Annotated in this window: 12 protein-coding genes; 4 read left to right on the top strand and 8 right to left on the bottom strand. The window is 53.7% G+C overall.

The window, feature by feature from the left end:
- Positions 1–47: 47 nt before the first annotated feature.
- Complete coding sequence (locus HV229_RS24305; RefSeq protein WP_181546576.1) at positions 48–977, bottom strand: alpha/beta hydrolase; 930 nt, start codon at positions 975–977, stop codon at positions 48–50.
- Between the two features lie 220 nt (positions 978–1197).
- Between HV229_RS24305 and HV229_RS24300 the strand changes: the two genes are divergently transcribed.
- Positions 1198–1509, top strand: a complete 312-nt coding sequence (locus HV229_RS24300) for a type II toxin-antitoxin system RelE/ParE family toxin (protein WP_131347312.1) — start codon at positions 1198–1200, stop codon at positions 1507–1509.
- Positions 1510–1797 (top strand): helix-turn-helix domain-containing protein, encoded by a 288-nt coding sequence (locus HV229_RS24295; protein WP_131347314.1) that lies wholly within the window; start codon positions 1510–1512, stop codon positions 1795–1797.
- Between the two features lie 43 nt (positions 1798–1840).
- Here HV229_RS24295 and fdhE read toward each other — a convergent pair whose 3' ends face one another.
- Genes fdhE through fdnG form a run of 4 tightly spaced genes read right to left on the bottom strand, consistent with a single transcriptional unit; the run spans position 1841 to position 7364 of the window.
- Entirely contained in the window at positions 1841–2770 is a 930-nt protein-coding gene (fdhE, locus tag HV229_RS24290) for a formate dehydrogenase accessory protein FdhE (RefSeq protein ID WP_003028685.1), read from the bottom strand.
- Positions 2767–3402 carry a formate dehydrogenase cytochrome b556 subunit gene (fdoI, locus tag HV229_RS24285; protein WP_003028686.1) on the bottom strand — a complete coding sequence of 212 codons (636 nt, stop codon included), beginning with the start codon at positions 3400–3402 and terminating at the stop codon, positions 2767–2769. Before fdoI ends, fdhE begins: the two co-directional genes overlap by 4 nt.
- A complete protein-coding gene (gene fdoH / locus HV229_RS24280) occupies positions 3399–4301 on the bottom strand; it encodes a formate dehydrogenase O subunit beta (RefSeq protein WP_003028691.1) in 903 nt (300 codons plus the stop codon). Before fdoH ends, fdoI begins: the two co-directional genes overlap by 4 nt.
- 12 nt (positions 4302–4313) lie before the next feature.
- Positions 4314–7364, bottom strand: coding sequence for a formate dehydrogenase-N subunit alpha (gene fdnG / locus HV229_RS24275; protein ID WP_088583081.1), 3051 nt, complete (start codon positions 7362–7364; stop codon positions 4314–4316).
- A 194-nt stretch (positions 7365–7558) separates the two neighbouring features.
- Here fdnG and fdhD point away from each other — a divergent pair, with 194 nt between their 5' ends.
- Positions 7559–8395 carry a formate dehydrogenase accessory sulfurtransferase FdhD gene (gene fdhD / locus HV229_RS24270; RefSeq protein ID WP_181546574.1) on the top strand — a complete coding sequence of 279 codons (837 nt, stop codon included), beginning with the start codon at positions 7559–7561 and terminating at the stop codon, positions 8393–8395.
- Between the two features lie 128 nt (positions 8396–8523).
- Positions 8524–8736, top strand: a complete 213-nt coding sequence (locus tag HV229_RS24265; RefSeq protein ID WP_003825262.1) for a DUF1471 domain-containing protein — start codon at positions 8524–8526, stop codon at positions 8734–8736.
- A 56-nt stretch (positions 8737–8792) separates the two neighbouring features.
- Here the strand turns inward: HV229_RS24265 and HV229_RS24260 are convergent, their stop codons facing one another.
- Genes HV229_RS24260 through HV229_RS24250 form a run of 3 tightly spaced genes read right to left on the bottom strand, consistent with a single transcriptional unit; the run spans position 8793 to position 13043 of the window.
- Positions 8793–10538 (bottom strand): putative frv operon regulatory protein, encoded by a 1746-nt coding sequence (locus HV229_RS24260; protein ID WP_181546571.1) that lies wholly within the window; start codon positions 10536–10538, stop codon positions 8793–8795.
- Entirely contained in the window at positions 10538–11608 is a 1071-nt protein-coding gene (locus tag HV229_RS24255) for an aminopeptidase (protein WP_181546569.1), read from the bottom strand. Before HV229_RS24255 ends, HV229_RS24260 begins: the two co-directional genes overlap by 1 nt.
- Positions 11598–13043 (bottom strand): PTS fructose-like transporter subunit IIBC, encoded by a 1446-nt coding sequence (locus HV229_RS24250; protein WP_094169172.1) that lies wholly within the window; start codon positions 13041–13043, stop codon positions 11598–11600. The genes HV229_RS24255 and HV229_RS24250 overlap by 11 nt, the downstream gene beginning before the upstream one ends.
- Positions 13044–13047 lie beyond the last annotated feature (4 nt).

Below are 13047 nucleotides of genomic sequence, written 5' to 3'. Positions count from 1 at the left end.
AAATAACGCAAGGCAATTAAGTTTTCAAGATGAAAACAAAAGATTAATCAAGCATGTCTTCCTGCTATAGGATTAACGACGCGCCAGGCCACATCTCGCATAACATTTCGTGCCGCCTGGCTCACTCCTGCCAACTGGAAAAATCCGTGGATAACGCCAAGATAGCGTTGGCAGGTGCACTCCACGCCCTGCTCCTGGAACCGTTGATACAGGGCCTCGCCCTCATCGCGCAGTGGGTCGAATTCGGCTGTAATGATGTGCGTGGGCGGCAGACCGTTGAAGTCTTCACGCCAGACAGGGCTGGCTTCAGGATGCCGCAGGTCGGTTTGCGGCAAATACATCTCGTAGCCCGAAAGCAACGTGTCACGCGTGATAATGTAATCCTGCCCATTTCGGTCGTAGCTCTCAAACCTGGCGGTCGCGTCCAGCATCGGGTAAATCAGCATTAGCTGCGCAGGTTGCCATTGATTGGCAGCTTTCAGGCGCAGTGCAGTGATCAGCGCCAGATGCCCGCCCGCACTGTCGCCAGCAAGCGTAATCCTGCCGCGATCGACACCCAGTTTCTGGGCATACTTCCAGATAATATTGGCTCCCGTTTCAGCGTCGTTATGTGCAGCCGGGAAAGTATGCTCTGGTGCAAGGCGATACTGCACCGCAATGACCCGACAGCCGCTGTACCAGGCGAGCTGCCTTAGCTGGTTATCATGCGTCGCGAATCCACCACTAACAAAGCAGCCACCGTGATAATAGATAACGCAGGGTAGATTTTCCGTGGCGTCCCGCGGCGAAACAACGCGAAATGTCATTGCATCGAGTTCAATATCTTCAACCTGTACGCGGGTTTCAGTTTCTCCTGCCAGTACCGTGCTGGCAATGTAGCCTGCTCTCCGTTCATCAATATTTTGCTCGCGCGAAGAAGGGCGTCCCGCTGCGATAAATGCCTCAACCAGCTGTGCAATCCCGCTTTCCAGTGCCATTTATTATTTTCCTTATCTGTATGGATATACAGTTTTATAACCTGGATAACCACGAATGAAAATGGGAAAAGTGGCGGGGTATACGATTCTGGAAAGCGGCTCGCAGATTAAATACCGTCATTGGTTTCTGCGGTTTGAATTCTGTATTGTGAGGAAAATGCGCTATACGCCATTGACGTATAGATGATTTTTATTAGTATAGTCCAATGGCGTACTAAAAATGCTATTCATAGAAACGGAAATCTTCACTGAAGACGTCAAAAAATTACTGGATGATGATGAATACCGTAGATTACAGATATTCCTTGCGATTCAGCCCGATTGTGGCGATCTAATACAAGAAACGGGGGGCCTGAGAAAGGTTCGCTGGAGAGCGCGAGGGAAAGGAAAACGTGGTGGTGTGAGGATTATCTATTTTCATCAAATCAGGGAATCACAAATTCGATTGTTGCTGATTTATCAGAAAGGGATTAAGGATGATCTGACTCCGCAAGAAAAAGTACTGCTGCGTATGTTGAATGAGAGGTGGTAAATGGATAAGGCACTATTTGAGCGACTAACTCAAAGTATGGTTCAGATGAATGAGATCGCTGAAGGAACACGGCAACCTTCCCGTACCTTTCATATTGATGCCATGAAAATAAAGGAAATCCGCCTGTCTTCAGGATTATCACAGACTCGTTTCGCAGATTTGATATCGGTAAGCGTGGATACGTTGCGCAATTGGGAGCAGGGGCGTCGTTCACCGACTGGTCCAGCAAAAGCGTTGTTACGTGCTATTGCCAATGATCCAAAACATGTCATTCAGGCGCTAAGATAATCCCCGGCAGTCTGGGTCACTTGCCGGGGGAAGATCTTAAAACTTACTCCCCTTCACCCGGGAACAGGAACGGGTTGATGGAGCTGCGGGCAAAGCCCTCTTGCTCCATGTGTGCGTCCAGCATCAGTGAAGCGAGATCGTCGGCTACGGCCTCGACTTTCGGGTCTTTTTCCTGATAGAGAATCTTCAGGTATGTCCCGCAATCGCCGCAGCTTTCAGCTTTAATTGCCGCCTGTTCGTTATCCAGCGACCAGTAGTTCAAATCACGGCTCTGCTCGCAGTTGCTGCACTTCACGCGCACCACGTGCCACTCGGTTTCGCACAGGTTGCAGTGCAAATAGCGCAGCCCCTGAGTGGTACCGATTTGCACCATGCTGGAGACCGGCATTGAACCACACACCGGGCAGTACTGACGCTGTTCGCCGTATTCCGCACGGGCTTTGCCGGGGATCAGGCTCGCCATCTGCGCCCAGTAGAGCGACAGGGCAGCCCAAATGAACGGTGCTTTGTCGCTGCTGACGGAGGCGAAATCGGAGGCAAACAGCGCGCTGGCCATCAGTTCCAGCTCCTGCTCCGAGGCTTTTTCAAGATTCTCGATTACGGCCAGCGCAGGGCCGCTCATTTCCGGCTTCAGCTCAGCAATTAGCGATTGCAGCAGTTTTTGCCAGTGCTTGTCGCGTGGCAGAACGTGGATATCCAGTGGCGGTTTGCCCTGATCGTTCGCTTCTTTGATGCGAGCGGTCAGATCCATCTGCAGCGGATGGTCGTACAACACCACTTCCTGCGCGTGAGCGATCAGCGCGGCAAAACGCAGGTAATCACCCAGCGGGTTGTTCTCGGCCAGCTCGCGCAGACGTTCAGCGCGGCGGTTATACAAATTTTTGAGTCTGGGGAATAATAACGGCGGAATCATATCCGCCGTGCGTTTCTCGCTCTTCTCCAGCTCATCTTGCGGGATTATGCGAATACTCATTCAGATGACTTTTCCTGTTTCTGGCGGACTTCACGGTACCAGCGCGGGTGATGTTTCTTCGCCCATGAGCTGGTAACCCATCCTTCCACCATCGCGGTAATGGTGCCTTTCACCCAAAGGGCGGCGTAAATGTGCACCATGATAACCACAATTAACGCTACTGCGGCAAATGAATGCAGCATTAACGCGAATCGGATCACCGGGATTGAGAAAGCAGGCGCAAAATACGGACGCCAGATGACCACTCCGCTCACCAGCAACAGGACCAGGAAGATAATCGCCGCCCAGAATACGCATTTCTGGCCGAAGTTATAACGTCCCGTGTCACCTACTTCCTCGTTGACGACAATCTTACGAATATTCTTCGCCCAAAAGATATCATCCCGATTGATTAGATTGTGGTGCCAGTAACGGAAAAACATGATGATAAACGAGGCAAACATGATCACGCCGACAAACGGGTGCACAATTCGCGCCAGTTGCGGCGTGCCCATGATGTGCATCAGCCAGTTAAAAGACGGGAAGAGAAAACCCATCCCGCTCACTGCTGCCAGAATGAAGCAGAAGGCGGTGATCCAGTGGTTGATGCGTTCCGGCGCCGTGTAGCGCACGATGGTGTCACGTCGTTTCATTTGCGCACCTCGTCTTTTTCTTCATGCAGATTGTCTTCTTCCTCTTCCGCACGGTTCGGGCCTACGCCGACGTAGTGGAAGATACTGGCCGCAAATGTCGCTGCAAAGCCGACGGCTGCGAGAGGTTTCCAGATGCCTTTCCAGAACTTCACGGTGGCGCTGATTTCCGGGTTCTCCGGCAGACCGTGGTACAGATTCGGCTTGTCCGCATGGTGCAATACGTACATCACGTGCGTACCGCCAACGCCTGCCGGATCGTACAGACCCGCGTTTTCGTAACCACGCGTTTTCAGCTCCGCCACGCGCTCACCGGCCAGCGTTTTCATCGACTCTTTGGTGCCGAAATGAATAGCGCCGGTTGGACACGTTTTCACGCAGGCTGGTTCTTGTCCGACCACTACACGGTCAACGCACAGCGTACATTTGTAAACGCGGTTGTCTTCCGGGTTGAGGCGCGGCACGTCGAACGGGCAGCCCGCGATACAGTAGCCACAGCCGATGCACTGCTCGGACTGGAAGTCGACGATACCGTTGGCATACTGAATGATTGCTCCTTCGGCCGGACACGCCTTCAGGCAGCCCGGATCGGCGCAGTGCATACAGCCATCCTTGCGGATTAGCCACTCCAGTTTGTCGTTTTGTTCCACTTCCGAGAAGCGCATTACCGTCCAGGATTTAGCGGTCAAATCAGCCGGGTTGTCGTACACCCCAACGTTGTTGCCCACTTCATCACGGATGTCGTTCCATTCTGAACACGCCACCTGACACGCTTTACAGCCGATACAGGTGGTGACGTCGATAAGCTTCGCCACCTCTTCCTGATGGTCCCGCGCCTGAGGCGCGGGGGTGAAACCGTTAGTGGCGGAACGACGAATGATGTCTTGCGATTGATAAGCCATAGGTCGTCTCCGTTACACCTTTTCCACGTTCACGAGGAAGGACTTAAATTCCGGCGTCTGCGTGTTCGCATCACCGACGAATGGCGTTAACGTGTTAGCGATAAAGCCTTTTTTCGCCACACCTTCGTAGCCCCAGTGAATCGGGATTCCGATAGTGTCGATATCCTGACCGTTGGCCTTCAACGTGCGAATACGTTTAGTCACCACCGCTTTGGCTTTAATGTAGCCACGGTTAGAGGAGACTTTGACGGTATCGCCATGAGAGATACCGAGCTTATTCGCCAGCTTCTCGCCAATTTCCACAAACTGCTCCGGCTGGGCGATAGCGTTAAGCAGCGCATGCTTAGTCCAGTAGTGGAAGTGCTCGGTCAGACGGTAGGTCGTACCGACGTACGGGAACTTATCCGCTTTACCCAGTGCTTCCGCGTCACCTTTAAAGATACGTGCGGCAGGGTTAGAGATAACGTTCGGGTGCAGCGGGTTAGTCCCCAGCGGCGTTTCAAACGGCTCGTAGTGTTCCGGGAACGGACCTTCTGCCATCTTATCGATAGCAAACAGGCGTCCCATCCCTTCCGGCTGCATGATGAACGGCCCAACGTTGCTGCCCGGCGCGGCGGCACTGTAGTCTGGAATATCCATCCCGCTCCATTTCGCCCCGTCCCATTTCAGGATCTGACGTTTTGGATCCCACGGATTCCCCTGCGGGTCTGCGGAGGCGCGGTTATACAGAATGCGGCGGTTGAGCGGCCACGCCCATGCCCAGCCCAGCGTATTGCCAAGGCCTGACGGATCGGCGTTATCGCGACGTGCCATCTGGTTGCCTTCCGGCGTCCAGCTACCGGCAAAAATCCAGCAGCCGCTGGAGGTGGTACCGTCGTCACGCAGTTGGGCGAACGAGCTAAGCTGTTGGCCTTTCTTGACGATAACGGCACCGGTGGCCGGGTCGATAATGTCGGCCAGGGCTTTACCGTTGCTCTCCATCGCCACTTCTTCCGAAGCCGGTTCGTGTGGTGTGGAGTAGTTCCAGGTCATGCTCAGCACCTGTTCCGGGTTCGCGCCACCCTGTTCGGCATACATCTTGCGCAGACGCAGGAAGATACCGGCGAGGATTTCACCATCGGTAACGGCAATCCCTGGGGCATCCGCACCTTTCCAGTGCCACTGCAGCCAGCGACCGGAGTTGACGATAGAACCGTTCTCTTCGGCGAAGCAGGTGGACGGCAGACGGAAGACTTCGGTCTGGATTTTCGACGGGTCAACATCGTTCGACTCACCGTGGTTCTGCCAGAAGGTGGAGGTCTCTGTGTTGAGCGGGTCGATGGTGACCAGGAACTTCAGTTTGGACAGTGAAGCCACTACCTTGTTTTTATTCGGGAATGATGCGACCGGGTTAAAGCCCTGGCAGATATAGCCATTCACTTTGCCCTGGTTCATCATCTCGAAGTACTGCAGGACGTCGTACCCTTTATCCCACTTCGGCAGCCAGTCGAAGCCCCAGCTGTTTTCCGCTGTCGCTTTATCGCCAAAGAACGCTTTCATCATCGAAACGAAGAATTTCGGGTAGTTGCCCCAGTAGTTCACCTGGCCTTCCAGCAACGGTTTTGGCGTGTTGGCGGCAAGGTAAGTTTGCAGGTCAGTTTGTTTCTCGCTTGGCAGCGTCATGTAGCCCGGCAGGCTTTGTGACAGCAGACCTAAGTCGGTCAGACCCTGAATGTTAGAGTGTCCGCGCAGGGCGTTAACGCCGCCGCCTGCCATCCCCATATTGCCCAGCAGCAACTGGATCATCGCCATGGTGCGGATGTTCTGCGCACCAACGGAGTGTTGCGTCCAGCCCAGTGCGTACAGGAACGACGCGGTTTTATCTGGGCGGCTTGTTTCTGCGATGTACTCACAGACCTTCAGGAAGTCGGCCTTTGGCGTACCGCAGATATTTTCTACGACGTCCGGCGTGTAGCGGGAGACGTGCTGTTTCAGCAGGTTCCATACGCAGCGCGGGTGTTGCAGGGTGACATCGCGTTTGGCGAAGCCTTTTTCATCCAGTTCGTAGTTCCAACTGGTTTTGTCATACTTGCGTTTGTCCGCGTCGTAGCCGGTAAACAGGCCATCTTCGAAACCGTAATCCTCACGCACGATCAGGCTGGCGTTGGTATAGGCTTCAGTGTATTCGCGGTTGAATTTTTCGTTGTTCAGCAGGTACAGCAAAACGCCTGACAGGAAAGCAATGTCAGTACCGGAACGAATCGGAGCATAGAAATCAGCCACCGCCGCGGTTCGCGTAAAGCGCGGATCGATAACAATCAGTTTCGCGCCGTTGTGAATTTTGGCTTCCATCGCCCAGCGGAACCCGACCGGGTGAGCTTCAGCGGCGTTACCGCCCATCACCACAACGAGGTTGGCGTTTTTAATGTCGACCCAGTGGTTGGTCATCGCACCGCGACCAAATGTTGGAGCAAGACTTGCTACCGTTGGTCCGTGTCAGACGCGTGCCTGGTTGTCGACCGCGAGCATACCAAGCGCGCGGGAGAATTTTTGTGTTAAATAGCCGGTTTCGTTACTGGAAGCGGAAGCACACAGCATCCCGGTGGAAAGCCAGCGGTTAACGGTTACGCCTTCGGCGTTTTGTGCAACGTAGTTAGCGTCGCGGTCTTCTTTCATCAGCTTAGCGATGCGGTCAAATGCCTCATCCCAGCTAATCTGTTGCCACTTATCAGAGCCAGGTGCGCGGTATTCCGGGAATTTAAGGCGGCTTTCAGAGTGGATGAAGTCCACAAGTCCTGCCCCTTTCGGGCACAGTGCGCCACGGTTCACCGGGTGATCCGGGTCCCCTTCGATATGGAAGATGGATGCTTTGGCGTTTTTTGCTCCGTCACCGAGACTGTACATTAACAGTCCACAGCCAACGGAACAGTAAGTGCAGGTGTTACGGGTTTCGCGGGTGCGCAGCAATTTATATTGCCGTGTTTCCGCTAGCGCTACGCCGGGTGCAAAGCCCAGTGCCGCTGCCGTGGTGCCTGCCATACCGCCAGCGCAGATCTTAAAGAACTGCCTTCTGCTGACCTGCATGGTTCGCTCCTTGTTTCGACATTGTCACGTTCCCTTCGTTTTCCTATAACGCGAACGCGAGGGAAGTGGTTGTTATTTTTCTTTGCGGACGGGACCGCAAAGGTCCAGAATTGGGTGAATTTCCCTCCGTCCAGGAGGGGTTTGTAAAGAATACCACAATGTTGGTATGCGTGTTCCAATACGGTTAAAAGAAAGTGAATAAGATTATTCAAGAAAACATCAAGAATGTGACATCTCCGACAGGATCTCGTCAGTTGACCCTCTGGAAGCGCGAGGACTTGCAACATCCTCAGCCAGATGAGGTAGCTGAAGAAGTGCCTGTGGCACTGGTATACAACGGGATTTCACACGTGGTGATGATGGCATCCCCGAAAGATCTTGAGCACTTCGCGATGGGTTTTTCACTTTCTGAAGGCATTATTGAGTCCTCGCAAGATATTTACGGGATGGACGTGGTGCCTTCCTGCAACGGATTAGAAGTGCAGGTTGAGCTGTCCAGCCGGCGCTTTATGGGGCTGAAAGAGCATCGTCGCGCGCTGGCCGGTCGGACTGGCTGCGGTGTTTGTGGCGTGGAGCAACTTAATGATATTGGCAAACCGGTCCAGCCGCTGCCGTTTACCCAGACATTCAATCTGGCGCATCTCGATAACGCCTTAAGGCATCTCCCTGATTTCCAGCCTGTTGGGCAACTGACAGGCTGCACGCACGCGGCTGCCTGGGTACAGCCGTCAGGTCATCTGGCGGGCGGGCATGAAGATGTTGGACGTCATGTTGCGCTGGATAAACTGCTGGGACGACGTGCGATCGAAGGGGAAACCTGGCAGCAGGGCGCGGTATTAGTCTCCAGCCGCGCCAGCTACGAGATGGTGCAGAAGTCGGCAATGTGCGGCGTGGAAATCCTGTTTGCTGTTTCTGCGGCGACAACGCTCGCTGTTGAAGTTGCCGAACGCTGTAACCTGACGCTGGTGGGTTTTTGCAAACCGGGCCGGGCGACGATTTATACACATCCCGAGCGTCTGATAACTGAGTAACCAGTATTCAATTAATTTGAATAAGACTGGCAAATCCTTCCGCTTTTAGTTGTGCGATGAGATGGCTATTATTTATCACATCAAGGCACGGTGCCTTAATCAAACAACTAAGTTAAAGGGTTTATATCATGAAAAGCATCAAAACTTTTGTCGCAGTTATCGCTCTGGCTACTTCTTTCGGTTCTTTCGCTGCTCAGACAGTTACCGCAACTGGTTCTACACTGGAAAGCGCTGAAGCAAAAATTGCCGCTCAGGCTGAACGTGCAGGTGCCAGCGATTATAAAATCACTCAGGCATACACCGGCAACCGCGTGCACATGACCGCTGAACTGCTGAAATAAAATACCTCAGTACTGTCGAAAGAGCGCCCTTGAGGCGCTTTTTTCATTTCCGGTATTCACTGCCTGAGCAATCCGATAAACGCGTTATAGTCTTTCAATCCCGCAATAGTTTCTGCCGGATGGCTGCTCAGCACGCTGGATAAATAACTGAAGATTTTTAGCTCATGCCGCGCCTCGGCGGCGGCACAGGCGATTAGGACATGGCTGACCGGTTCGTTATTCACCAGAATAGGGTGTGCGAGGGTAATAAAGAAACCACGAAAGCGGCGCTCCTGTTCGCTCCAGCAATGAGGAATCGCCAGGCGATTCACGATCAGGTTTTCACCTTCATGCTCCCGGGCGCAAATGCGCAGCGCTTCGTCCTCGGTGATATGGCTCTGTGCCACAAGCTGGCCGCAGATCCGGCCGATGATACTCTGCCAGCTTTCGGCCTTCATATTGGCGTAATGGAAGCTGCCCGGCTGTAAAAAGAAACGTTCGGGCTGCTGGCGGATAAAGGCCGTCGCGAGGAAGTGTTTAATCTGCTCGGTACCCGCAGAGGTGATGATATTCTTGATGGTTAAGGTATTTTTTATAGATTCATCAAGTAAATAGTGACTATTGTTGATGATTAACAGTGGGGTGATTTCTTCACTGATGGCGCTGACTTCACTCGTATTTCGCGCAATGATCACCCGACAATTCAGAACATCTCGCTCAATAGCCTGTTGGTTGATGGTGGCGATAGCATTCTGGTCGGATAACAAAATGACCGGCTGGCGCTCGTTTTGATGGCGTTCCAGTGCGCAGGCGAAGTAAAGCCCTATGAGGTCGCTATCGAACAATGGGATATCCAGTTTTTCACGCAACAGGGCAATAAAACGCAGACTCAAATCGAAGGCGGCAGGCCAGGTCGACTTCAGGTTGTGCATACTGCTCTGGCGATGTTCCGGTACCCAAACCGGGGCAGAGACGCATCTCAGCAGGTGGCCGGTAATATTATCAACCAGTTGGGTATCGATAACGTGCAACGCAGCGATGCCGGGAACGCTTTTTAATAACAAGGTCACCGCATCGGCAGAGATTGTCATTGCCTGCCGTTGTCTGATTTCCAGAAGGCCGATCAGTGTTCTGAAGGCGTTCTCGCCCAGGTAGACTCCTCCTTGTTCCACCGCGTTTTTCAGTGATACATACCGACACTCCGGCCATGACCCGGAGAGCTGGTTACGCAGGGCATAGACGGCCAGCACCAGACTTGCCAGGTACTCTCCCGAGATGAGCGGGAATTCATTAAGTTTTTCACATGCTGCATTGAGCCTGTCGATGTTGTCTCGGGTAATACCCGGCAGTGGAATTAAGAGGGGATCTTTTTTAAGCAGATTCGCCAACAGGATAATGCGCTTTTCTTCCGGTTCATCAATGAAATGACCGACGCCCGGGCGGCTGGCAAGACAAAAGGCCCGCTCATAGCGCTGCTTCAACCGTGGGAGACGATCGGCCACCCAGGTTTCAGGTAAATTGAGCGCCGAAGCCAGCTGTACACGCGGTGTAAAGGTATTGAGCAGAAGAAAGGCCAGCAACCGGTCATCATTATCATGGCGTTGCAGAAGCTGAAAATAACCGCGTCTGTCGACAATTTCCAACTGATAGCCCGCACTGCCACCGGGCTGAATGCGGGCCTTACCGCTGAGGGTAAAATTGAGGTAGTCAATATCGCGCAGGATGGTTCTGCCTGAAACGCCAGTTTGCCGCGCCAGGTCGCCCAGCAAACACGGCTGCTGTTCAAGAAGATCCACCAATTTTAACTGGCGTTCCGAAAGCATTAACTCTCCCGGCGAAAGTCAGTAAGCGCGCGGACCTTTTCGGTCGACAGCGAGGTGAGCAGTTCGCGCACCAGCCTAAACAGCGCGTCGTAATCCGATGCAGAAATCATGCCGCTGTTGGCGTGGAGATAGCGCGTCGGCAGGCATAGCGCCGCCACCGGACGACCGCCGCCCATAACGTTATAGCGTCCACCGTCCGTCGCCCCGGTTTTCATGGTGCAAAACTGCAATGACGCACCGCTGTTTTCTGCACACGCTTTTAATGTGGCAACCAACTGCTGATTAGGGAAATAGCGCTTATCGAACAGCATCAACCCTGGGCCCTCGCCAAGCTTGAGTGGGTATTTAATGCTGTCGATTCCGGGCACATCGCCCGCAACCGCAGTATCCAGCACGATAACCACATCGGGCTTGATATGCTCCGCTGAGGTTTGCGCCCCGCGTAGACCCACTTCTTCTTCCACGCTGCCCACGCCGTACAGGGTAATTTCAGGGTTATTCACGGTTTGTAAAAGCTCGGCCATCAGGGCGCAGCCGACGCGATTATCCAGCGCTTTGCCGACGATCTTATCTTCGCCCCAGCGAGCGAAATTGGCTTCCGGGCTAACGAAATCACCGATCGCAATTCCGCGGTTTTCTACTTCTTCGCGGCTGTTGGCACCAATATCGATGAACATTTCGTCAAATGTCAGAGGTTGCTGTTTCTGCTTTTCCGTTAAGGCGTGCGGTGCTACGGAGCCGATTATGCCAGGGATTTTAACGCCCTTGCGGGTACGGATGGCGACCCGGTGGTTCAGCATCGACTGGCTCCACCAACCGCCAATGGTGGTGAAGCGCAAAAAGCCGCTTTCGTCGATATGCGTGACCATAAAGCCCACTTCATCCATGTGACCGACGATGGCAACCTTCGGCCCACGGTTGCCCTTGCGTGCGACAAAGCTGCCGAGGCCGTCAAAAGTGATTTCATCGACGCTGGAATCCAGCGCATTAATGAGAAGAGTGCGAACTTCCTGCTCATCACCGCTGACGGCGCTGGCTTCGCATAACTGCTGAAGTAACTCAATGTTCATGGGCAAGCTCCTGCTGTGCGGCTTTACGTTTCAGCCACAATCCTTTCAGGATGATAATTAACGAAATGTTCAGCGCCAGACCGATAGCCAGCACCAGGTAAAATGCCCCCACCGGAGACATCAGGCCAATCAGCGGATCAAAGATACCTAAACCCGGCGCGAGACGTTTGATTCCAAAGGCGATGACCAGCATGCCGGTAATACCACCGGAGAGTGTATTGGCGGTAATCATCGGCAGCGGCGCGGCCAGCGCATAGGGGATTGCCGGTTCGGTGGCGACGGTGGCACCCACCACAATCGCACTGCTGGCGGCGGCCTTCTCCTGCTGGGTAAACAGTTTCGGCGCTAAATAGGTAGCGATACCTGCCGCGACGGGCGGCATCAGCGCCACCACGCCGACGATGGCGTACCAGTCATAGATATGTTTTTCCAGCAGTGAGAAGCAGAAGAACCAGGCCGTTTTATTGATTGGCCCGCCCATATCAAATGCCAGCATTGCGCCAACGAGGAAGGCTGCGCCCATTTTCATTGATGGCGGAATGGTGTTCAGGAAGTGCAGCAGCCCCCCCATGATGTCGGACATCACCGGGCCGATGACGTAATAAGTCAGTACGCCAAACACCAGCAAAGTGACAAACGGGATCAGCATGGAGCCGAGCAGCGGCTGCAACGCTTTGCCGAGCCGAACCTTGCGAAACCAAAGCACAAAGTAGCCAATTGCCAGCCCGAGTACGACCGCGCCGAGAAACCCCGCGCCGGACTGGGTGCCGAGAAGACCTTTATCGTTCGCCAGGTAACACACCAGAAACGCCGGGGCAAAAGCGGGCTTATCGGCAATCGACCACGCGATGTATGCACCCATAATGGGGATCATAAAGGTGAAGCCCAGATAGCCGATGGATTCAACAACCCAGGTGAACGACGGCGCACCTTTCGACATATCGGCATAGGGCAAACCGAACTGCACCAGCATATTAGCGATGGCGACCAGAATTCCGCCGCCAATAACAAACGGCAGCGCGGCGGAAACGCCAGCCATCAGGTGGCTCATCACGCTACCGTGCTGGACCTCCTGTTTTCCCAGCTTCACGCTGCTATCAGTGGCAAAAAGTTGTGAGTGAGTCGGTAACTGCGTAAAAATCAGGTCGATATTTTTCAGCGCCTGGGAAATGGCTATTTCATAGACTTTTTTCCCGGCGAAACGCGCCCGGTCTTCACCGCTCAGGCCGCGACCTGTAGCCAGAATAACGTAATCGGCAGCGGCAATTTCTTCACTGGTCAGTCGGTTTTCGACGCCGCTTGAGCCCTGGGTTTCGACTTTAATCGTATGGCCGAGCGAGCGCGCTTTTTGCTCCAGCGCTTCTGCCACCATATAAGTGTGGGCGATACCCGCCGGACAGTTGGTAATCGCCACTAAACGCAAGGATGACTCCATAGCC

This window comes from Citrobacter sp. RHBSTW-00524 (assembly GCF_013747755.1).
In the GTDB taxonomy this organism is placed as follows: Bacteria; Pseudomonadota; Gammaproteobacteria; order Enterobacterales; family Enterobacteriaceae; genus Citrobacter; species Citrobacter braakii.
This window is presented reverse-complemented; position numbering and strand designations above follow the sequence as displayed.